The organism is Oceanobacillus oncorhynchi (assembly GCF_000821065.1).
Taxonomy (GTDB): Bacteria; Bacillota; Bacilli; order Bacillales; family Amphibacillaceae; genus Oceanobacillus; species Oceanobacillus oncorhynchi.
This window is the reverse complement of sequence record NZ_CDGG01000001.1, coordinates 3163902-3187253: the sequence shown is the minus strand read 5'-3', so window position 1 is coordinate 3187253 and position 23352 is coordinate 3163902. Positions and strand designations below refer to the sequence as shown.

Below are 23352 nucleotides of genomic sequence, written 5' to 3'. Positions count from 1 at the left end.
TGTAATATTCTTTATTAAATAAGACTGTAAAGCACAATCGCCAATACTAATACGATACTTGGAACAATAATACTAACAAGGAAAACGGGTTTATATGCCCGGCTGTGCGTCTCGCCGCAAATAGCTCTTACCGTCGTAACAACGACTCCATTATGCGGAAGCGAATCCAGACCGCCGGATGCTAACGCAGAAATACGATGCATTGCACCAGGGTCTACTCCTTGCGCTAAATAAATAGGCGCTAGAATAGGCAGTGCAATCCCTAATCCGCCAGAGGCCGAACCAGTAATTCCGCAAATAACCGTTACCCCAATAGCCAGTCCCAATAATGGCGGTCCAGGCAGATTAACAAGTCCAGTTATCAAGGTATCAAATGCCGATACCTCTGCGGCAACACTTCCAAAACCAACGACCGCACAGGTATTTGCCAGTGCAACCAGTGCATTTTGTGTTCCTGCTGCCATTGAACTCCAAAATTCCTTAAGAAATTTCAACATCGTTAAGCAGGAAACAGCAATCCCTACAATTAATGCAATTAATAATGCCGTTGTCGGGTTCATAAACTGACCTAATATATTTAGTAAAACAATAACTAAAAAGAGAGGTAAAATAGCAACCACAATATTCGGCAGCGCCTGTGATTCATTTTCTTCCACAGCGGCAGCTGCCTCCTCTTTTTCTTTTTCCAGAACGGATTTTGGAGGAGAAAATTCTTCCCCGCCGGCAACCGCTTTCTTCACCATTGATCCAAGGTACAATCCGCCGGCAATCATAATCAGCAGGGAGCATAAAACTCCAATCCAGCCGCCTGCTGTCGGTGTAGTTCCAAAGAATTCTGTTGGAATAATATTTTGTATTTCCGGTGATCCCGGTGCAGTCATCGTAAACGAAATCGATCCAAAAATAAGTGCAGCAGGAATAAAACGATGCGGCAGATTGGCCGCACGGAACAGGGAAACAGCAATTGGGTAGACCGCAAAGCCAACTACAAATAAACTTACCCCTCCATATGTCATCACTGCTGCTGCCGCTACCACGGCAAACACGGCCCGTTTGACGCCGAATTTCTTTTTAATCCACTGGGCAATACTTTCCGCTGATTTGGTTTCATGCATAAACTTTCCAAAAATAGCACCCAATAAAAATACTAAAAACCATGAAGCAAAATACCCTGTAAAGCCCGTCATATAATTATCCAGTAATGCTGTTTCTAAATTCAATCCCCCTGTAACAGCTATAACTACTGAGCTGATCAGCGCAGCAACGATAATATGAATTCCCTTCATTGTCAGATAGACGAGCAAAGCAAGCGCAGCTATCAATCCGATAAAACTGATTATTTCCATCCCATTTATCCCCCTTGATATCATCCCTTCTATTACGACGTTTTTTCTATGCTAAACTGATACGAGAAACAAACATGATAAAGCTCCTCTACCTCTTCTTTTGTTGGTACTCTCGGATTATTTTGCGGGCTGCCGCTTGCCATTGCATCTTCCGCCATTTTACTGACAGCTGCTTCAAAATTCTTCTGATCGATTCCCCAGCCTTGTAAATTAGGAACATCTAACTCATAGCACAGTTTTTTTACTTCATAAACCGTCAGATCTGCAGCTTCCTCTTTAGAAAGCCTATCTGCGTCCGCATCAAAAAATTTCGCTAAATCAGCTAATCGATTCACACAATCATCTCTGCTGAAATCAAGCACAGCAGGAAGAAGCATTGCATTAGAAATCCCATGCGGTACATGGAACAACGCTCCAATCGGTCTGGACATACCATGCACTAAGCACACCGAGGCATTGGAAAAAGCCATCCCCGCCTGCATGGATCCAATAGACATTGCTTCCCGGGCAGCCACATTCTCTCCTTCGTTATAGGCCGTTCTTATATTCTTTACGATTTGTTCAATCGCCGATAAAGCCAGCGTGTCTGTCATGGACTGTGCTTTTTTCGAAATATAAGCCTCCACCGCATGACTTAAAGCATCAATCCCGGTAGCAGCTGTAACGGATTTAGGCGATGATATGCTTAGAACAGGGTCTACAATCGCTACATTCGGCATCAGTAATGGCTGCTTAATCATCATCTTGACATCATTCGTTGTATCAGTGATTACGGTAACATCTGTTGCTTCTGAACCTGTTCCGGCTGTAGTCGGCACTGCTATATGCGGAAGCGGCTGCTGCTCTATTTGTTTCTTTCCACCCATATACTCTCCAATATAAATCCCATTTACTGCAGCGACAGCTACTGCCTTGGCCGTATCAATACAGCTGCCTCCACCTACGGAAATAACGACATCACATTTTTCTTTTTTACATAATTCCAATGCCTCAGCAACATAAACATCTGTCGGCTCTGATTCAACCCCTAAATAGACAGCGCTTTCAATCCGTCCCTGCAAAAGGATATCACTGCACTCGCTGACATAACCAAGCTTCTCCATGATACGGTCACTGATAATCAGCGCCTTCTGCCCTTTTTCCGATGCTTCCTTCCCTATCTTTTTAAAAGCATCTTTTCCATAATGAATAGTCTGTGGTGTACGAAACACATTACTCTCTCCCATAAGTATCTCTCCTTCTCTCTTTCTTTCACTTTTTAAATAGCAAAAATCATGCCAAATTTTTAGAGCTCTGCTGTAAGCGTTTTAAAACAAAAAGTGTAGCTAAACAGCTACACTTCACTGAAAAGTTGTAGTTATTCTGCTACACTATTTATCCAAACCATGCTTTTTCATTTTTTTATATAATGTCGTACGGTGCATCCCGAGTTCCTTCGCTGCCTTTGATTTGTTGCCTCTGTTCTCTTCCAGCGCTTTCATCAGAACTTCTTTTTCTTTATTCTTCACTTCCCGCTGGAAGACGTAAGGCGTCTCCAGCAGGTCAAAACGCTTCAAATAGTTTGGAAGATGGTCTACATCGATGGTATCGGATTCAACTAAAATAACTAACTTTTCCATTGTATTTATCAGCTCTCGGATATTTCCATACCAGGCATAATTCATAAAAACAGCCATTGCTTCAGGTGTTACTTCTTTATCCGGAACATCATATTTCTTACACAAACTCGATAAGTAATGAGAAATCAGTACCGGGATGTCTTTCGGACGCTCTCTTAACGGCGGTATCGGGATTTCAATAACGTTGATCCGATAATATAAATCCTCTCTAAAGGTTCCCTCCCGAACCATTTCTAACAAATTCTGATTTGTCGCTACAACGATTCTTGCCTCCAGCTTTTCTTTTTGAACTGCTCCTACCCGTTCAAATTCCTTTTCCTGCAGCACACGCAATAATTTTGTCTGCATCATCTCAGGCATTTCACCAATCTCATCTAAAAACAGTGTCCCTCCTTTAGCTAATGCTAACTTTCCCGGTTTCCCGCCTTTTCTCGCACCTGTAAAGGCACCATCTGCATAGCCAAATACTTCAGACTCAAAAAGCTGCTCCGGTATGGCGCCGCAGTTGACACTGATAAATGGACCATGTTGATAATAACTCAGCTCATGGATGCTTTTAGCGAACATTTCTTTCCCAGTTCCGCTTTCCCCTGTGATTAAAGCGGTTGCATCTGTTTTGGCAACTTTTCGGGTAATCCGCTTCACATCCGTTATCTGTTCACTGGATCCCTTAATTTTTTCAATCGATGCATGCTCTATTCTGTTCTCCTGCAAAGGCTGCTTCACTCTGTCTTTATTTACAGCTGTCTGCATCGTTTTTTCCAAAAACCGATCATAGATTTGATATAGCTCTGTTACGCCTTCAAAAATAAGCATCCCGATTGCGCCCACCAGCTTTTCTTCTCTCCATATCGGTATCCGGTGCACCACCATCGGCTGCCCTTGGATGTATTGGATAACTCCCCGCTCCGGCATTCCATTTCTGGCTGTATGATGCAGATTGGTATTCTCAATAATTTCCTGTACTGGTCGTCCGACAGCATCCTTCTGATCAATTCCAGTAAAACGGCTGTAGGCTTCATTAAACTCAATAATGATTCCTTCCTGATTAACAACAGCAACCCCTTCATAAGCGCTTTCAAGAATAACATCCAAAATTTCGGCAGTATGAGAGGTTTGACTCAGCTCGTTCATATAAAACGATAAACATTGCTGTATTTCTTTTCTTGTTAATACGCCTGTCAGCTGCTGCTTCTCATTAACTGCAAAAAAGTAAGTATACGGCATTTTATAAAAATCGATGATGAACTCATCGGCTCGAATAATCGAAAAATCCTCCTGTGATATATAATTCGCAATCGACGCTTCGTTTTCCCCATCCAGGTACGCTTTCAGGATTGCTTTGGACGTAATGATTCCAACCGGATTCATAGATTCCCCTACAACAGGAAGGAAATCGGCTGCCAAATTATGAAGAAGCGCTGCTGCAGCTTTTACAGTTTCATTTAAATAAATGATCTCCGGATTCCTTCTCATCCAATTGCCGGCTTGACCATTTTCTTCATTTAATAGCTCTTGTGAATTCATTTGCAGCATGTTATCTTCCTCCAAAAATATAATGCTAAATGCTTTGATTATATTATCTTGATTATGCTTCTACAACTGAGTATACCATAGTCTTATAAGAGAATTCATTTCAATTTCACCTGTGATAACCGTACAAATAATGTTTCGTATACGTTAAAAAACACAGCATCTATCGATGTAGAAATCACCATAGATACTGTGTTTACATGTTGAAATCTTCTTTATTTCACTGCCTTCCTCCTCCTGCATTCAATAATAAATCTATCTCACAGGCAATAAAATAATTAAAATATAAAAATCAACTATGCTATAGTTAAGTGTATTTGCTTCTAAGAAGTCTTTTTATCAATAACTGCTCCTTCCGAATAAATCACCCTTCCGCTTTTCAAAATCTCCTCTTTTAACTCTTCTGGAGCATCTTCATACTTAAATCAAATCCAAAAATAGCAATGTATCTAACTCCTCTTCTAAAGCAAATGTTAATTCCACCCATTCTTCCTTCGTCATATTTGGAGCAACAAATGCTAAATCAATATCAGATTTTAGTGTATAATCCCCAACAGCTCTTGATCCAAAAAGAATAATTTTATGAATGGTATTGATACGTTGACCAACATGAGTTAACTGATTTATGATTTTTTGCTCAATCATCGTAAAATCCACTCCCTCCTTCTTTATACTTTTCTTTTAGAAATTTAAAGGTCTCCTTCATTTCAGGGAAATAACCTGCAATATTTTCATAAATATCTCTTGCCTTCTTTTCATCATATACATGGGAGGTTTCATTTCTATCACGGAGCATTTGCAGCCAAGCTTGTTCATTTTGAATCCAATCTACTGCATATGCTTGTTTTAATGTCTCTCTGGGGGATTTTGCTTCAATCCCTTCTTCTTCAAGCATTCGTTTTAACGTTTTCCAATAAAGCTCAAACGCAGTCTTAAAACGTTGAATTGTTCCATCGATAAACAAGCTATTCTTTGCACCTTCATTTAGAGCATCTTCCAGTCTTCCGATTGCTTTCTCCAAGTTAGCTAAGCTCTGCAATGTCTTTCTTGCCGACATATATTATTGCTCCCTCTATATATTTAAACGCAACAAGTTTATTGTTATGTATTTTACTATAATGCACGCTATATGGGCAGACCGATGGTAATTCAAAATAGTTCGCAGAGTTAAATACTTTTTCATTAGGTCGTACTACTCTTTTAAAATATTCCCAAATATTTTATCAAAAGCATATAAAATATGTTCTATCTGATCAAACGTCTATTTGGTGAGTTGTTTTTCACGGATAGAATATCCTGCTAGCAGAGGCGGATCGTTTTGACTTTTGACTCCTGAGGAATCAGCACCATCTGAAGATTCACTTTTGCCAAGTGCTCTTCTTGGCAAAAGTTAGCTGAAGAGCGTGCCCCTAGGCAGACTAACATCGCAACGTCCTGGGGTTGCGATTACTCACCCCATCGAAAAGAGTTGTTGCAACGTCTGCACTAGTACGTCCTGGGACTGCGATTACTCGTCCCATCGAAAACATTTGTACGTCGGAAAGCAAAATGGTTCGCCACAGCGGTGCTTTACACTTCACCTTTTATTCTTTGTCAAGGGTGTTATCGAAGGAACGATCAACGCCTGTTTCTATAGAATTGAAATTACTTTTTAATGTGCGAAAGAATTACAAACAAAAAAAGCGGCACCTATTTGTTAATAATAGATGTTCGCTTTTTTGTATATGATATTTTATTTCACTGCCTTTCTTCTCTTAAAAACCTTCGCAATCAATGGATAACAAAGGGATAAAACAGTCAGCAAAGCAAGAACAATCGCAATCGGAGAAGCAAATAAAATATCCATTGGAGAATCATAAACAATCATTGCTCTCTGGAAATTTTGCTCCATATCTCCTCCAACAATCAAAGCAAGAATTAACGGTACAACAGGGTAATTCAGAATACGCATCAACAACCCAATAACACCGGCAATAATTAAAATATAAAAATCAATTGTACTGTATCCAAGCGTATATGCCCCTAAGAAGGAAAGAATAAGAACAATCGGATAAAGCACATTCGGCGGTGTTTTTAAGATTTTCACCAGCATACCGACCATTAAGATATTAATAATTACTAAGATAATGTTTCCAATAAACATACTGTTGATCAGCGTCCAAATCGTATCCGGACTATTTTCAAATAACAAAGGTCCCGGTGTGATTCCAATCATAACAAGTGCTCCCAGCATCACTGCTGTTGTCCCGGACCCAGGTATCCCCATGGTCAGCATCGGAATCAGCGAGCCGACAGCCGATGCACTGTTTGCGGATTCTGGTGCAACCAGTCCTTCTACAGCACCCTTGCCGAATTCATCTTTATTTTTGGATATTTGTTTTTCTGTACTATAAGATAACAAAGAAGCAATCGTTCCGCCAGAACCGGGAAGTACACCGAGGAAGAATCCGATCGGGCCGCTTCGGATAATCGGGGCAAGCGATCGCTTCCACTGCTCCTTCGTAAACCACTTGCTCCCGATGTCCTGCCCATTTGATTTTCCAGAGTATTGCGGTTTAAGTAAATTATAAAGCACTTCCCCTATGGCATAAATACCGATGATAATCACAATAAAATTAATACCATCTGTTAAATGCGGCAATCCAAAGGTGAAGCGGTGTACGCCGGATTGCAAATCCACTCCGATTGTACTGATACCCAATCCTAAAAACATGGTTAAAAAGCCTTTAATAATATTTCCTTGCGATAAGGTCACCACAGCAGATAAGGCAAATAGGAACAACAGCAAAAACTCAGCCGGCCCAAAATTTAATGCAAAATTTGCCAGCGGTATTGCTAAAAAGATAAATCCGAAGATTGCCATCACACCGCCAATCAGCGAAGCCATCGCAGCAATAGACATCGCCTGCCCTGCCAGCCCCTTCTTCGTCATCGGGTATCCGTCAAACGTAGCTGCAATCGAAGAACCATCTCCCGGCGTATTAATCAGAATAGAGCTGCGGGAGCCTCCAAATAAAGCTCCGTAGTAAATCGCTGCCATTAAAATCAATGCGCTGACCGGCTCCATTCCAAACGTTAATGGAATAAGCACTGCCACTCCTGTTGCCGCTCCAAGCCCCGGCAGAATACCGACAATTGTACCAAGAACTGCTCCAAGTAAAAGCCATAACAAATTAGCAGGCTGGAGCGCTGTCCATAATCCATCTAAAATAATATTTACATCCATTCTCGCACTCCTCCTCTAAGGCAGACTTATTTGCAGCAGCTCTGTGAAGCCATACCAGGTTGAAACAGAAACAACCAGTGTTACAACTACATTTAAGAGCCATTTCTTCATTCCGTTTAAATAAAACATAAGTGCTCCCATAAATAATATCGTTGCAATCAAATAACCGACATGTTCAAAAATAAGCGTATATATCACGCAAATTCCAATAATGATTGCAATTAATTTAAATGATTTCAGCTGGGCAATCAGCTCTAAATCTTTATTCTTCGCATATATTTGTTTACGTACATTGACTAAATCTGCGATAGAAAATACCAGCAATCCAGCACAAACAAATAAAGGAAAAAACTTTGGTCCATCCGGGTTGCCTAATGTTGCCGGATCTAATTGTATAATCATCGTGCCATAGATAACGCTGCCAATAATAAACATGACAGGCATGGCATACCGTATTGCTACCTGCATCCTATTTTCCCTCCTAAGGCGTTAAGCCAGAATCCTCTACTATACCTTCAAAAAATTCATTTTGATCTTGTAAAAATTCCTTTGTTTCTTCACTGTTCATATAGAATTCTTCCAAATTATTATTCTCTAAATCTGTTTGCCATTCTTCTGTTTCTACCATTTCACTCAAATAAAGGTCCCAGGAAGCAATTTCCTCTTCACTCATTCCCGGAGGGCCCATGATTCCGCGCCAATGCGGAAATTCCATATCAATACCCTGCTCTTTCCAGGTTGGTATATCCGGAAATGCGTCTAGTCTTTCTGGCGATGTAACAGCTAATATATCCACTTCTCCTGCTAAATATTGTTCGGACAGGTCAGATAACGAATTGCTGGTGACATCGATGTGTCCGCCAAGTAATGCATTCATAATATCGCCGCCGCTGCTGTAAACAAGGAACTGTAATTCTGTCGGATCAATGCCGTATTCAATCACAGCTTGGACAAAGGCCAGATGATTCCCGCTTCCTAAAGATGGACTGACACCAATCACCAGCGACTTTGGATCTTCCTTCAACTGCTCCAATAACTCTGTACCGCTGTCAATCCCTGCATCTTCCCGGACTGCCACAGCAAGCCATTCCGTAGATAACATGGCTAATGGCGTAAATTCTTCATGGGTTAATTCTGTCTGACCAAGCAATGGACCTGTAATTAATAGACTGGAATTTAATGCAGCAAAATGCGCATCCTGCTGCATCAAATATTGCCAGCCTACTTCCCCGCCGCCTCCAGGCTTGTTCACTACTGTAATATCCTCTTCTACGGTCCCGTCCGCATTCATCGCCCGCTGTGCAGAACGCGCTGTCCTGTCCCATCCGCCGCCCGGACTTGCCGGAGCAATAATCTCTATGTTTTTTTCAGGAAAGGTCCCTTTCCCTTCACTGGTATTCTCTGAACATCCTGCCAGAAGAATACAGCCAATAAATAATAAGCATAAACGCTTCATGTCAACACCTCTCAAAATAAATAATTAAGTAAACGCTTTCAATGATAGGGTAATTATTGCAAACCCAAAGAGGAAAAACAATATTTCGAATTTTATTCACTTAACATTCTTTAATGCCTTTTCGTCCTTTTTATCCATTAAGTGAAAAAAAGAGAATAAAAAAACACCCTGATACCAGGATGTTTTGAGGTTTTACTGTAAAATATATCTTCTTTCCGGCCGGCCGATAACCCCATAATTTAAAATGGTAGTAGCTTCTTCGTCAGATACGATATGCTCCAAATATCGTCTGGCCGTTGTTCTTGAAATCCCGACCAGCTGGCACATCTTATCGATGGTTACCCCTTCTGGATGCTCCCTTAACGCTGCTTTTACTTTTTCTAATGTAATGGAATCAATCCCTGTCGGCAAAGGCATATTTGTCCCTTTTTCTTCTATGCTTCGCTGGTATCCCCCTGTCAAAAAATAATCGGTATCGTTCGCTTTAAATTCTCCCGTTTCTTCAAACCATATCCGATCCTTTACATATTGTTTTACCGTATTTGTAAAATCATCCACCGTCACTGGTTTAATTAAGTACTGGTATACGCCATAACGTTTTGCCAGCTGCAAATGCTGCCGGTCTGTAGATGCAGAGACCATAATAATATCCAGATCCGGAGAATGCATTCGCAGGTAATGAAGCAATTCTGTCCCTAATATATCAGGAAAATAAATATCAAGGATGATCAGATCTACTTTCTCTTTTTCTATCAGCTCCTTGAGTTCTTTGCCATTCAGCGCTCTGCCAACAACTGTGATCTCTGAAAAAGCCTGCAGATACTTTTCATGCAATAAAGCTACCCGATAATCATCTTCTGCAATAACCACATTCATTTTTTCACCTCTTCTCCTTTTGGTAAATAGATAGAAAACACAGTTCCACCTTCAGCTGGGGAAGTCACTTCCATCTCTCCACAATACTTTTTCACCGCTTCATAGACATGAAACAGACCATAGCCTCTATTTTCCCCTTTGCTGGAATATCCTCTGGTAAAAATCTGCCCAGTCTGTTCTTTCGTCATTCCCGGCCCTGTATCTTCTATATCTATCACAATATCACTTCCAACATCAGTAACCATCACGGTGATTCTCTGTTCCTCCGATTCTAGTACAGCATCCATGGCGTTATCTAATAAATTGCCAAGCATGATAGCCATATCTGCAGCAGCTATTTTCGTTTTATCCAGATGACTTGCTTCTTCTATGATAAGTGCTATTTTTTTCTCAGCCGCCTTCGCTAGTTTCCCTAATAAAATTGCCTGCGCTCCAGGGTCTTTAATGTTCTTTAACATTGGGAATGCTTGTCGCTTATCAGCGGTTTCTTCCTGAATCACTTTTAACGCTTCCTCATATTGCTCAAGCTGGATTAACCCCAACAGCACATACATCTTATTTTTAAATTCATGTGTCTGGGCACGCAGGCTATCTGCATAGCCCTCTATCTGCATCACTGTTTCTTGAAGCTGCTTCATATCTGTTTTATCTCGAAAACTGCAAATCGCACCGACAATCTGTTTATTTTCATATAAAGGAATGCAATTCGTAATAAATGTTTTCCCTTGGTAGACTTTTTCCTCATCATAGCTCGGCTTTCCAGAGAAAAGCGTCTCCGGCAGGCCAAGCAGTTGAATCGACTGCCGGAGCTCCATCGATGAATCTAGTAATGCCTTCGCAGAGGGATTAATCAAGGAAATCGCTTGCTTATCATCAATCACAATAATCCCTTCTTTTACTGCGTTTAACATGGCCTCCCGCTCACGGAACATTTCTGCGATAACTGCAGGCTCAATGCCCAGCGTATCCTCCTGAATACTTCTGGCTAAAAACAACGCTCCGCCAACGCAAAGAATCATCCCAATGGATGCCACGATAACTAATCTTGTGAGCTTACTTACTATGATAGCGTTGATCGATTCTTCCAAATACTCGACTGTAACCGCACCGATAATTCTTTCCCCGCCATTGGCATCCACCTCTTCATAGATTGGTGCAGTGGTCATAATAGCAGGTCCAAGCGCCCCTTCCCCAGACTCTGTCACATAAGAGCCATATAACAGCGTCTGGTCAAATTGCTCTGTTTCTTCCGTTATACCGATGTGGTTTTCATCTGGATGGATAATATATTCTCCGTCTCGTGTAACTACGGTCACAACCGGATTTTCTGCCTGCAGCCGCACACGGTCAATAATTCCCTGTAATTCGTCATGGTCACTGCTGCTGACAGCTTCCTCCAAAGCCGGCATAAAGGCCAGTCCATTAGCCGTCTGTCTGGATAATTGCTTGTATGTATCCTGGGCATTGCCAATCTCAAAATAAGCAAACACAGAAATAAATAATAAAATAAGAAAAGTAGATAAAGTCAGAAATATAAAGACAATCCGCTTTCGAATCGTCATATTTTTAATCAAAGAAAACATTTATACCTCCTTTTCTATTGATCCATGAGTCTATTTCGTTTTATGTAATGGCATTATCAGTTTATCGGAAATCTGGTGTTGGGGCAAGAGAACTAGATTCGTTGTAGCCCTGTTTCTATATACAATATGGATTATCTCTTTTGTTCTTGTCACATGAAAGAAAACCCTTACAAACAAAATACACATAGTAGGTTTATAACATCTCCTCAATTTAACTAGAACTTTTTCTCACAATTTCTTCTCTTTTTATGATATATTGTTCTTTATTCTAAAATATTTCACACACCCTTAGAAAAACCTATCACGAGGAGAGACAAGAATGACAACCATCTTATTTAAAAATGCCAAGGTGTTTACCGGCAAAAATACGGATTTTGAAGGGATTGACTTTGCTGTAGATACAGAAGCAGGCCAATTTATCAACAAAGAAACAGCAAACGCAGATGAAACGATCGACTTAAAAGGGAAATATGTCATGCCCGGCTTAATCAACGCCCACACGCATATTATCTTAGATCCTTTCTTCAAAATCGGCGGCCTTTCTTCGGTCAATGCATCTCAGACGGGAGCCGTCGTAAACACGTATATTGCAATTGATAACCTGAATAAACTTTTAAAACACGGCGTTACGTATATACGTGATGTTGGTTCTTCTGACAACATTGATTTACAGTTATCTAAATTAGAAAAAGAAAATAAAATAACAGCCCCTGGAATTATCGGATCCGGTCCTGCCATCGTAATGACAGGCGGGCATGGCGTAGAACTCGGATGGGAGTCGGACGGCGTAGATGAGATTCGTAAACATGCCCGCACCAATATTAAAAATGGAGCACGAAATATTAAAGTCATGGCAACCGGCGGCGTCAGTATGGATGGGGAAACACCTAATGATGTTCAGCTTAGCGTCGAGGAAATGCGTGCTGCGGTGGACGAGGCACATCATAAAGGCTATACTGCCTGTGCACATGCTCAAGGAACAGAAGGAATCAAAAACGCCATCCGTGCTGGAGTAGATTCGATTGAACATGGGATTTATTTAGATGATGAAGCCATCCAGATGATGCTGGATAATGATACTTATCTTGTTCCAACCTTAATGGCACCTTGGGCAATCAATCAACATCCGGAAAAACTGCCTGATTTTATGGTAAAAAAATCACTTGCTGTTCAAGAAGCACATATTGAAAGTATTGGCAAAGCAGCGAAGGCTGGAATTAAAATCGCAATGGGGACAGACTCCGGAACTGCTTATAATGACTTTGAGAAAGGGCCCTCTCAAGAGCTTGAACAGATGGTCGATGCTGGTTTAACACCATTGCAGGCATTACAATCAGCTTCTATCAATGCAGCAGAACTGTTGAAAATAAATGATTATGCAGGCTCTATTGAGACAGGCAAGCTTGCTGATTTTATTATTATTGAAGAAAATCCATTGGAGGATATCAAAGCTGTCCAAGCGGATAAAATTGTTTATAAAAAAGGGAAGAAAGTAGAATAACTCTACAGAAAACAACTGGACTTGCAAAGGTAAGATATATCTTGCAAGTCCAGTTGTTTATATTCACCACACTTTTTTTGCGTTTTCCAAATCAGTTAAACTGATAAAGCTCTTTTGCATTGGAGGCGGACAAATGCGATTATGCATTTTTATTTGTTTATTTATTTTCTTAATATCCTTTTCAGTTTGAGCTTCCTGCACAAATACACTGATTTCCTTTTGCAGCTTCAACCATGGCGGTAAATAGCCTGCATCCTTCGCTATTTTTTGAAAATGCTGGAACGTATCCTTTTCCATATAATCCTTCGTTAGCGGTTTTCCCTTTCCCGGCAAATTCTTTTCATAGCTATAATCGTTCTCTTTAATCATATCTCCAATTAAATCATTGTATTTCCTTTCCAAATAAATCCCCCCTGCTCTTATTTGTTTAAGCAATCCAATGAACCATTAAGATCAAGTGAATTTAAATAATACTTCTACTTTTCAGTATACTGTTTAATTATATATCGCGCTATTAATCTTCTTTATTATAAATAAAATGAAACGTGCTATGCTTTCTTAACAACTATCTCCACATAAAAAAGCTGCCCCATAAAGTAAAATACCTCATGGAGCAGCCAGACTGCATTGCAGTAACATCTATTGTGACATTTTTTTCTTTTCGGAGAAGAGCTTCCCTCTTTCCAGCCATTTTTGTTTGGCTTCTTTCCTTCGCTTTACTTCTGCTTTTACAAGCTTTGGATAAGTATCTTCAGCAAAGTCCTGGACGCTGTCCCAATCTGAAAAGAAAAGAACCTTCATATCTCTGGAACCATCCTCATTACGGCGTTTATTCAGGCAAACGCCAAAAATCCGGTTCGATTCCTCAATCATCTGTTTAAATAAAAGGGGATGTTTTTCCTGATCTCTGTACAGTTCTTCCATCATTCCCATATAATGCGAATCGTAATGATGGAACGGCATTTCGGAATCAATGCTTTTACTGCTGCGATAAACTTTACGGTTGTTTGCGTAAATCCATATTAAAGTACCATAATCCAGATTTTCCTTTGTACTTACGATAACTTTTTTCATGTTTGTCATCCTGTCTAGAGGAAAATTTAGCATGGTAAATATCATTCTTAAAATCTCCGTTTATTAAATAATGCTACCTCTACTCTTTAGTATACACTACTTTCACTTTAAAAGCTTGAAAACTTCGAAGAACCTACTTTGAAAACTCCATATTCCAGCTGTAGTAGTCATTTTCTTTATTCTTTTCATAGCTTAAATAAGCATTGAATTTCTTTCCTTTTTTACTTGTCAGACCTTTCACAAAGACTTTCTTATCCTTCAACAGTTTTTTCACCATGGTTTTCGTCGGCTTCTTCCGCATCGAAGCTAAATATTTATCATTTTTCCAAATGGCAAATGTACAGCCCTGCTTTCGGTTGTTGCAGCTAAAGGCTTTATAGCCATCTATTACCTTGCCTCCGCACTGCGGACAGGTTCCCACTACTTCATTGGTTGCCCGTGTCTGCGTTACCTTATTGATAATAACGTCCTCTCCATGCTTGATTGTTTCAACGGATTCTGATGTAAAATGAAAAACGAGCCGGAGAAATTCCTGCTTGCCCGCTTTTCCTTTTTGAATATCCGATAAGGCTTTTTCAAGACGTCCGGTGAACTCTAAATCAAATAAATCTTTTACAGGAAAAGTGGTAACCAGCCGTTTACCAAGCTCTGTACAAAGCAAATGCTTACTTTCCGTTGTAATATAGCCTATATCCTTCAACTTTTTAATGGTTTCAGCTCTTGTTGCAGCAGTGCCAATACTAAAACCGGTCAAAATACTGCCCATCAGCTCCTCGCTTTCATCCTCCTGGTAGCTTTTCCCGCATGTTTCCATGACACGCAGCAAGGTTCTTTCAGTATGATGCTTCGGCGGCTTGGTAACATGGGAAGTGACCTCAGAATCGCTCACCTGGACACGCTCCTGCTTCTCCACCGATGGCAGCAGGGTATCCTTAGATTGGATATTCTCTACCTTTTTCCATCCTTCTACCAGCTGTACCTTCCCTTTTGAATGGAAAACACCAGATAAATCCACATCCAGAATTTTGGTAGTCAGCTTTGTCTCTTCATATTCTGCTATCGGCATAAATTGCATAATAAAGCGGTTTTTGATGGCTGTGTAGACAATTCCTTCATCTGCCGAGAGCCGTTTAGGCTTCATATAAGTGGGAATGATTGCGCTGTGACTTTCCACTTTTGCGTTATTAAAGACACGCTTTGTTTTCATAAACTTCATTTCATCCTTATAAGGAAGCTCTTCGGAATGCACCTTTAAGACATGGGCTGTTTTTCCAACCAGGCTTTCTTCTAAGGCAGTACTCGCAGTTCGCGGATAGGTAATCAGTTTTTTCTCATAAAGTGACTGAGCCACCTTTAATACCTTATCAGATGTCCATCCCTTGAACTTATTCGTTATAAACCCTTGCAAATTGGATAAATTGAATAGAAACGGCGGAAATTCCTTTTTCTTTTCCACCTGCTTATCGGTAATTATGGCTTGTTTGTTCTGAATCACTTCGTTAATTGGCTCCAATAACTCTTTTTTCTTAAATTTATCCTCTTTGTTTTCGACATAAGTCCCTTCGTATTCGTGGTTAGCCGCCGTTTGAAAGGTTGCAGTCAGTTTAAAATAATCCTCTGGCTTAAAATTTTCAATCTCTTGATCGCGGTCATAGATTATTTTTAGAGTTGGGAGTAGCACCCGGCCTATATTTAACGCTTTGCTTTTACCCTGCTGATATTTTAACGTTGCCACGGATGTCAGGTTAATACCGATAACCCAATCTGCCCATTGTCTGCTGATTCCCGCATCGCGCAACGGCTTCATCCTATCGTTTGATTGGAGATTTTCCAGGCCTTGCAGTACTTCATTTTGCGTCCATTCATTTAAAAGCAGGCGATATACAGCTACCTTTGGCTTCACCCCGCCCCGATAGATGATACTGTCTGCAATCAGCTGTCCTTCCCGGTCATAATCACATGCTGAAATAATTTCGTCCACATCATTCCGCTTCATTAAAGCATGAATCGTTTTTAACTGTTTTGCAGCTCCGCCATCTGTCTGCGCCCGATTTCTTGGATTGCTTTTCACTTTATATTTAAATTCAGAAGGGATAAAAGGAAAATTATCCATTTTCCAGCTTCGCATTTTCCCATCATAGTCCTTTGCATCATACAGCTCGACAAGATGGCCAAATGCCCAGGTAATCACATAGCGCTCCCCTTCAAAATAACCGTCTTTCTTCGATTTTATATTTAATGCATCTGCAATATTTTTTGCGACAGATGGTTTCTCTGCTAAGATTAATCGGACTCCCATTTCGAATTCATCGCCTTTCCTTAAAAGCCATATCAGCTGGTTTTTCGCTATCATTTTTTTATATTAGAAACATTCGTTCGATATCTTATTATGCCATAGATTTCACTTTTTTTCTAATAGATACCTAAAACCGCAGTTTATCATTCGTGCTCGCTTATAATTTATCGTTATATGGTTAAACTAGCTTCATTGGTGATTGTAATCACCATATTTACTTACAGGAGGTGCCCCCATGTCTGAGCAAAATAAAAATCGCAACAAGGATAAAGGAAAGCAAAATAATCGCAATAAACACAATAAGACAGGCAATGATACAGAGTTTGCGAGTGAAAATAGTGAATTTCTGAACTTAGACAATAAGAAAAACAAACGAAAAAGGTAGCATCTTTACGAAAGGGCTGAGTGACCAGTTGACTCAGCTTTTTTGTTGCCTAGTTGTAAAACCGCTTCCCTTTTTTCATATTTATATGGAAATGTTTGTTGCTATCCATTATACTAAAAACAGACGAGGGTCAAAGAAGCCCTGTCCGCTTTATATCTTCATCATTTCCCTGCCTGAAAACATCTTCTTTAAAAATTCCTTCACAGCCTGATTCCATTTTTTATCGCTTCTGCTGCCACTGTATTTTTCTTCAAAACAAAGCCCGTACCTGGTTAAAATCCTGCGTATTTCTTTCTAGTGCAAATATTTCTTTTTATGCTCCTGTCGCCAAACCCGTTCCCAATAGTTTTTACAATTCTATATGTCCATTTACTTTGACTATCGAAGTTTTACAACCCGGCTAGAATACTTTATGATTAATTTAACATACTTACCTATTTATTGAATTGAAATTACACAAAAGGAAGGAAAGTCTAAAAATGAAAAAACATATAAAATTCTCCTGCTACAGTCTTCTGCTGCCTCTCATTTTTTTGCTTATTGCCTGTTCAGACAATACAAATAATGAAGATAACTCTGGTTCTGCCACAGATAAAACTACTGAAGAACCGGGTACAGCAGACGATGAAGACTTACCGGATGGAGAGGAATCAGAAGACCCTTCAGAATCAGATAACTCATCGGAAGATTCCTCCGAAAATGACTCTGATGATCAGTCAAGTGATGAAGCAGAAACAGATGCTTCGGAAGATAGCTCTGTTGAAGAGGAAGAAAGTAACGATAGTTCTTCGGAAGACGAAGAAGCGGGGAACGATCAGGCATTATCGGACTATTCTTCCGAAGAAATTGAGTATGCCCGCGTCTGGCTGCAGCTTGGGCCAAATCAAGATATCGATGAACTATACGTCGAACATATTCCAGCCGGCACCCCGCTTGATCCCAACGATGAAGAAAATGATATCAGCTACCCGGAAGAGGTGATTCAGGTCTCCGGTTCCCGTATCGCAGATGGCATGATTACGTATAGCGGAAATGGAGACGGTACCATTAATGTATATGACATTCCATATGGAAATCGCTGGTACGGAGGAATGCCTCGTCCGGATGATGTTGATTTAGAAGAGGTAAAGGAAGATATGCGAGAGATGATTGAAAATACCGAGACGGTCACCATTGAGCCTGGTGAAGAGGAAGATGTTATAGCTATTATTGAAAAAATGTATATTATTGATTAAGACGATTGGGGATTCTTGCAGAAAGCCTGATTGAATATAATATCGATTAAAGATAAGGCGGCTGGAAAGTATCTATTCCAGCCGCCTTATCTTTTATTTACACGTTAGGAAAGCATAAAATTTTAACGAAGAAGAATTTCAATGTAGTAAAAATTTTTAGGTACCAAGTCGGTTTTGATGGGGCGAGTAATCGCAGTCCCAGCCCCAACTAAGGCATTCGTTATCCTTTATTGAAAAAATCCTGCTAAATATTGATCCTGCGCGATAACGACATAGCTGCCATCAGGATTTTGCATCACATGGACAGTAAGCTCTACAGGAGGCAGGAGCGTATCGATGGCATTATATTTTTCAATCAACAGCTCGATGGTTTTCGAATCAACTTCTTCACGTGTAATGTCACCATTTTCAATAAGCTCAAGCAATTCCTGGTCTACTTCCTGATAAATGGACGTATCACTGATTCCTTCTATGGAAACCGTAACCATAATACTATCTGCCGATTCCGCCTGTGCTTCAACAATCTCATAATCCGCAGTAGACAATGCATACATCACAGCATCCGCTAATTCGATAATTTCTTGTTCTGTCACATTGGTCCCTTGCATATTTCGTTCCGTGTTTTGGATATATATATCCTTGAACATATCCCGCTGTGTCTCAGCTTCTGTTGTTTTCTCTTCTTCCGAATAAGTGTCTGGCAAACGCTCGATAGAGGCTTCCGCATCCTGGAAGACCGTCGCCTGAATAAGTGCATCCAAATAATCCGATGCTCCTGTTTCCAGTGTTTCCCTCTCTTCCTCGCTTATATCTGTTGTTTCCGCATCTGCGGGCTCTGTATCCTCTGCTGTCACAGTGACTGCCGGAATTTCAATTGGTTCAGCATCATTATGATTAGAGTATGTATACAAATAATTCTGATCATTCGTCAAATCATGAAACGTATACGTAAATTCCTGTTCCATTTCCTGCAGATGATTGGTCTCTTTTTCAATAACCATTTCAAGTGTGAATTTATCAATGTCAAAATCGGCGGGGTCAAAATCCACTCTTTCCGAGCCCTCGGTAATTCGGAGTGTTTGTTCCGCGATTCCTCTGCCTAACTCTTCGATATCTGTTTCATCCCCATTGTATGTAAGGACATAATCTTCATCTCTTGCTTCCATATCAAATTTGTTATGAATATCCGGGTCTATGGATACGAAAAAGGCAAATGGCATTTTCATCCTGCCTAATTGATTATTAAAGATATGTTCGAGTTCCTCCTGATCAGCGGTTGTTGTTGCAAAGCTCTCCATGACCTCCCCTTCAGCAGTTTCCATCAAAAAGTCACTATTGTCTCTATACAGAGCAAAGTTCCCCAGGTTGTAATAATCGATATCCTTTTCAAAGTCAAACACGCCATTCCCCGATAACGTTTCGCCTTCGATATTTTCTTCAAACTTCACGTCTAACGAGGTCATATCCTGCTCCAACTGCTCCATTTCCTCCAAAACCTCTGCAGCCTCAGGCTCGGAGCACCCGGCTAAAAATAAAATAATAATGAATCCAGCTCCAAAGATATAATTTTTCAAAATAAAGCTCCCTCTCCCTTCTTTTTTAATGTAAACGTTATACATATATTATACGGAGAGAACAACTGGTTGACTAGAGAGAAAGAGAAAAAAAGGTATAAATGCCCATTTAACATGCCACAGTACAAAATACTGTGGCAGCACCCATGTTATATACTTTTTTAAAGAAAACCCGGGAAATCATTCTATGAAAATCTGTGAATTGCCCCTAGTCGCCCTGCGATTATTTATTCCATGCGATTTATGACCACTTCTTGAATAATACAACAAGCTGAAATTTATTATCCTCCAGCTTAGCGTCTATCTGACCACCTAATTTCATAACCAATTGCCTGACAATATGCAAGCCTAATCCTAGCTGTCCGCCAGCTCTGCTGCTGTCCATCCGATACGACCGGTCAAAAATCCGATGGAGTTCCGTTTTGTCATCCAATACGGTGATATCATTTTCTGCTTCCAGCCTGACACATTCCTCTTCTTCTGCCAGCCTGATGGTAAAATAACTTTCCGCATATCGTAACGCATTTTGAACAATATTACTGATAATCCGATGGACTGCTTTTTCATCTGCTAAAATGGGGGGTACAGCCGTCTCGTCTATTTCTATCTGCAGCTTATTTTTCTCAAAATCATGGTAAAACAGCAGCATCGTATCCACTACCAGCTGATTCAAAGATACCTGCTGGATACTGAATTTCTGGTCCGAAGATTCTATTTGGGAAAGCTCATAAAACTGATCCACCATCATCGTTAAATGATCAATTTTCTTTTGAATAATAGCCAAAAAATCTTTTTTTTCTGCATCCGACAAAGAGGGATCTGCCATCAATTCAGAAAATCCTTTTATTGATGTTAACGGCGTTCTTAAATCATGTGAGAGATTGGTGATTTCCTGCTTTAATGCTTCTTCTCTCCTTTGCTTACGCTGTTGATCCTGCTTAAATAGATGAATTAACTGATTGATATTTTCAATAAACCGGAGCAAACCTCTGCTGTGTGTATTTGTACGGATTAGTTCGTTTGTGCCAAAGTTCTCATTAATGCCTTTGAGCTGACTGGTTATCCTTCTGATATCCCAATAAAGTAACAGCAGCATGCTGATACAAACGACTAATAATATACTCAATATAACAATAATCAACCAGCTGCTCACTGTCACCCCTCCTCCTTAATCCATATCCTGTTTCGTAAATCTGCCCGCTCCTATCCACAAAGCAATGATGCTAATGACAGCACCGGTCACCCAATAACGATAATCCAATTGTACAGATTGATTCATAAAGTGCATTAAATTATCCGTCAATAACGCACCTGGAGCAAATGTATATAACTCATTTAATCCATTCACCTGACGGAAAATAAGGAGCAACACATCATCGAAAAAAATATAGATAACTGCGACAATAATGATATTATATATATCAGCGATTTTCAGCATTTTTAATGCATGTATCAAAATAAAACCGCTGAGCACAATCGGCAGCATATTAAAGCTTGCAATGAAGAAATTGCTGACTACTCCTTGGTCCTCCGCAAAAAGACTCTGCCCTAATCCTATCATCAGAAGTAAACCTGCTGCACAAACCAACAAAAAATAACCTAGCGTCACAAGCAATTTTGACCAGAAGATGACGCTTCGAGAGATACCGAAAGAAATTGCCTGTTTTGTCAGCATAATATCCTTACCAGTCAATATGCTATTATACAAATAAGAGATAATAATTATTTGTATCCCCATACCAATGACATTCGAATAGAAAAAGCTGCTTGTGCCGTAACGGAAATCTGCATCTACACTGCTAAAAAAATATAAACAAAATGCAGCACCTGTAATTAGGAGAAAAAAGATAGCAGTAGTGAGATATAAGCTTTTCCTATGCAATATACGGTAGTTTTCACTTTTCAAATAGTTAATCATTTTTCGCCACCCCCCTCCACTAAACCTAAGAAATATCCCTCTAAATTCAGTGCTTCTAGCCGGAATTCCATCACCAATACATCATTTTTGATTAAAAGGCGGTTTATTTCTCCAGCCTTCTCAATGTGGTTTTGTATCGTGATAACCTGGTCAGGAAGGGATTTATATTGGATATCCTCATAAGTGCGTTCTAATAGCTGTGCTGTCTTGGCTGTGTCATCCACCTTTAAATGGATTTGTTTCCTGCTTTTTTCATCCAGAAGCTGCTTGCTTACATCCTCGACAATCACCCCGTTTTTGATAAATACAAACCGCGTTGCCAACAGCTGCAATTCCGTTAAAATATGGCTGGAAATCAAGATGGTTATTTGCTTTTCTTGATTTAACCGGATCAATAACCTGCGAATTTCCGTAATACCTTCCGCATCTAAACCATTAATTGGTTCATCAAGCACTAAACAATCCGGGCTGCTTAAAAGAGAAAGCGCGATTCCCAGCCGCTGCTTCATCCCCATAGAGTATTCTCTAAATTTTTTCTTCTTTTGATTGGCCAGCCCGACAATTTCCAATACGTCATATATCCGCTTCTTTTCCGCAACTCCCCTTTGAATCCGGAAGTACTCCAGGTTTTGAATTGCTGTAAAATCCGGGAAAAAGACCGGCGTCTCTATCATAAATCCCATTCTTTTTTTCGCCTGCATCATTTCTTTGCCGGACTTACCAAACAAGTAAATTTCTCCCGTTGTCGGCGTTAACTGCCCTGCAAGCATTTTAAAAATAGTCGATTTACCAGCACCATTTTTACCAATTAAGGCACAAATCTCTCCTTTTCCTACAGAAAAATCAAGCGGTTTAATGACTTCTTCCTGCTTAAATTTCTTAGTTAATGTATACGTCTGAATAACAGCACTCATTTTCTCGGCTCCTTCACTCTATTTTCTTGTTTCCAGTTTAGCGCAAGAGCCATTAAAATCCTTTAAGCAAATCATAAAGAATTCATAAAGAAAGACAGAACAGAATCAAACCAGCATGAACCCGACACCCCAAATGGTTCTGATATACTCTTCAGGTGTGACTTCAGCCATTTTTCTGCGCAGATTGGAGATATGGACACTAATGGTATTATCATCCCCGACATACGTGCCTTTCCAAATTTTTTCGTAAATCTCTCTTTTAGAAAAAGCATGCTCCGGATGACTCATAAATAAGAACAAAATATCAAACTCCGCATTGGTTACCTGCAATGATTTGTTCTCTAGTGTGACAGACAGCTTTTCAGGAAAGATAGTCAGACCACGCCATACCTTTTCGTCTTTTTGTGAGGGCTGGCCAATCGATTTTCGCAGCTGAACCTCTACACGGGCTTCTACTTCTTTCTGGTGAAATGGCTTGGTTATATAATCATCGGCTCCCATTTTCAAGACTTGGACTTTATCCTCTATTCCAACCTTTGCGGAAATCACAATAATGGGGATTGCGCTTTCCTCTCTGACCTGGGTAATAAATTCTTCGCCGCTTATCCCCGGCAGCATCAAATCTAATAAAATCAAATCGAATGGATTGCTTTTCAGCTGCAGCAGACCTTCTGTCCCTGAATAAGCAGAAACTGGCGCCATCCCCATTTTTGTTAAAATTACCTGCAGCAGTTTGCTGATTTCCTGATCATCTTCAATAATTAAAATTCGTTTCTCTTCATTCACGTTTACCACTCACTTTTGTATGATTGCTAT

At 40.1% G+C, this 23352-nt stretch carries 21 protein-coding genes; 3 read left to right on the top strand and 18 right to left on the bottom strand.

Translation table 11 applies throughout. The features are described 5' to 3' along the window. Positions 1-14 precede the first annotated feature (14 nt). The 10 genes from BN997_RS15290 to BN997_RS15245 all read right to left on the bottom strand — a co-directional run bounded on the left by BN997_RS15290 (position 15) and on the right by BN997_RS15245 (position 11639). On the bottom strand, positions 15-1346 hold the full coding sequence (locus tag BN997_RS15290) for a GntP family permease (protein ID WP_175297048.1): 1332 nt from the start codon (positions 1344-1346) through the stop codon (positions 15-17). Positions 1347-1378: 32 nt separating this feature from the next. Then, the gene (locus tag BN997_RS15285; RefSeq protein ID WP_042533553.1) at positions 1379-2572 is read right to left on the bottom strand and encodes an iron-containing alcohol dehydrogenase; all 1194 of its coding nucleotides are present in this window, start codon (positions 2570-2572) and stop codon (positions 1379-1381) included. A gap of 144 nt (positions 2573-2716) precedes the next feature. Next, a complete protein-coding gene (locus BN997_RS15280; RefSeq protein ID WP_042533552.1) occupies positions 2717-4501 on the bottom strand; it encodes a sigma-54-dependent Fis family transcriptional regulator in 1785 nt (594 codons plus the stop codon). A 417-nt stretch (positions 4502-4918) separates the two neighbouring features. Further along, positions 4919-5143, bottom strand: a complete 225-nt coding sequence (locus BN997_RS15275) for a nucleotidyltransferase domain-containing protein (protein WP_226894955.1) — start codon at positions 5141-5143, stop codon at positions 4919-4921. After that, a complete protein-coding gene (locus tag BN997_RS15270) occupies positions 5136-5555 on the bottom strand; it encodes a nucleotidyltransferase substrate binding protein (RefSeq protein WP_042533551.1) in 420 nt (139 codons plus the stop codon). Before BN997_RS15270 ends, BN997_RS15275 begins: the two co-directional genes overlap by 8 nt. A 675-nt stretch (positions 5556-6230) precedes the next feature. Next, positions 6231-7724, bottom strand: a complete 1494-nt coding sequence (locus BN997_RS15265) for a tripartite tricarboxylate transporter permease (RefSeq protein ID WP_042533550.1) — start codon at positions 7722-7724, stop codon at positions 6231-6233. 15 nt (positions 7725-7739) lie between these two features. Next, the gene (locus BN997_RS15260; RefSeq protein ID WP_042533549.1) at positions 7740-8192 is read right to left on the bottom strand and encodes a tripartite tricarboxylate transporter TctB family protein; all 453 of its coding nucleotides are present in this window, start codon (positions 8190-8192) and stop codon (positions 7740-7742) included. Between the two features lie 13 nt (positions 8193-8205). After that, a complete protein-coding gene (locus tag BN997_RS15255; protein WP_042533548.1) occupies positions 8206-9180 on the bottom strand; it encodes a tripartite tricarboxylate transporter substrate binding protein in 975 nt (324 codons plus the stop codon). Positions 9181-9372: 192 nt separating this feature from the next. Beyond that, the gene (locus tag BN997_RS15250) at positions 9373-10056 is read right to left on the bottom strand and encodes a response regulator transcription factor (protein ID WP_042533547.1); all 684 of its coding nucleotides are present in this window, start codon (positions 10054-10056) and stop codon (positions 9373-9375) included. After that, positions 10053-11639, bottom strand: coding sequence for an ATP-binding protein (locus BN997_RS15245; protein ID WP_052485038.1), 1587 nt, complete (start codon positions 11637-11639; stop codon positions 10053-10055). The genes BN997_RS15250 and BN997_RS15245 overlap by 4 nt, the downstream gene beginning before the upstream one ends. Positions 11640-11958: 319 nt before the next feature. On the opposite strand from BN997_RS15245, the gene BN997_RS15240 reads away from it, so the two are divergent. Continuing rightward, complete coding sequence (locus tag BN997_RS15240) at positions 11959-13140, top strand: metal-dependent hydrolase family protein (RefSeq protein WP_042533546.1); 1182 nt, start codon at positions 11959-11961, stop codon at positions 13138-13140. A gap of 63 nt (positions 13141-13203) precedes the next feature. Here BN997_RS15240 and BN997_RS15235 read toward each other — a convergent pair whose 3' ends face one another. The 3 genes from BN997_RS15235 to BN997_RS15225 form a co-directional block, all read right to left on the bottom strand. Continuing rightward, on the bottom strand, positions 13204-13542 hold the full coding sequence (locus tag BN997_RS15235; RefSeq protein ID WP_052485037.1) for a DnaJ family domain-containing protein: 339 nt from the start codon (positions 13540-13542) through the stop codon (positions 13204-13206). Between the two features lie 237 nt (positions 13543-13779). After that, positions 13780-14214: a hypothetical protein gene (locus tag BN997_RS15230; protein ID WP_042533545.1), complete on the bottom strand. Its 435-nt coding sequence runs from the start codon at positions 14212-14214 to the stop codon at positions 13780-13782. Positions 14215-14347: 133 nt separating this feature from the next. Beyond that, positions 14348-16513, bottom strand: coding sequence for a DNA topoisomerase (locus tag BN997_RS15225; RefSeq protein ID WP_042533544.1), 2166 nt, complete (start codon positions 16511-16513; stop codon positions 14348-14350). Positions 16514-16745: 232 nt separating this feature from the next. Between BN997_RS15225 and BN997_RS23250 the strand changes: the two genes are divergently transcribed. Both BN997_RS23250 and BN997_RS15220 read left to right on the top strand, forming a co-directional pair. Further along, positions 16746-16895: a hypothetical protein gene (locus tag BN997_RS23250; RefSeq protein ID WP_175297047.1), complete on the top strand. Its 150-nt coding sequence runs from the start codon at positions 16746-16748 to the stop codon at positions 16893-16895. A 479-nt stretch (positions 16896-17374) separates the two neighbouring features. Further along, positions 17375-18130: a hypothetical protein gene (locus tag BN997_RS15220; protein ID WP_042533543.1), complete on the top strand. Its 756-nt coding sequence runs from the start codon at positions 17375-17377 to the stop codon at positions 18128-18130. A 227-nt stretch (positions 18131-18357) separates the two neighbouring features. Here the strand turns inward: BN997_RS15220 and BN997_RS15215 are convergent, their stop codons facing one another. From BN997_RS15215 to BN997_RS15195, 5 genes are all read right to left on the bottom strand, one after another. Then, positions 18358-19704 (bottom strand): DUF6612 family protein, encoded by a 1347-nt coding sequence (locus BN997_RS15215; RefSeq protein WP_042533542.1) that lies wholly within the window; start codon positions 19702-19704, stop codon positions 18358-18360. A gap of 241 nt (positions 19705-19945) precedes the next feature. Then, positions 19946-20857: a sensor histidine kinase gene (locus BN997_RS15210; RefSeq protein WP_042533541.1), complete on the bottom strand. Its 912-nt coding sequence runs from the start codon at positions 20855-20857 to the stop codon at positions 19946-19948. Between the two features lie 15 nt (positions 20858-20872). Further along, positions 20873-21622 carry a hypothetical protein gene (locus BN997_RS15205; protein WP_042533540.1) on the bottom strand — a complete coding sequence of 250 codons (750 nt, stop codon included), beginning with the start codon at positions 21620-21622 and terminating at the stop codon, positions 20873-20875. Beyond that, positions 21619-22536 (bottom strand): ATP-binding cassette domain-containing protein, encoded by a 918-nt coding sequence (locus BN997_RS15200; RefSeq protein WP_042533539.1) that lies wholly within the window; start codon positions 22534-22536, stop codon positions 21619-21621. The genes BN997_RS15205 and BN997_RS15200 overlap by 4 nt, the downstream gene beginning before the upstream one ends. Before the next feature lie 105 nt (positions 22537-22641). Beyond that, positions 22642-23322, bottom strand: coding sequence for a response regulator transcription factor (locus BN997_RS15195; RefSeq protein WP_042533538.1), 681 nt, complete (start codon positions 23320-23322; stop codon positions 22642-22644). Between the last annotated feature and the right edge of the window lie 30 nt (positions 23323-23352).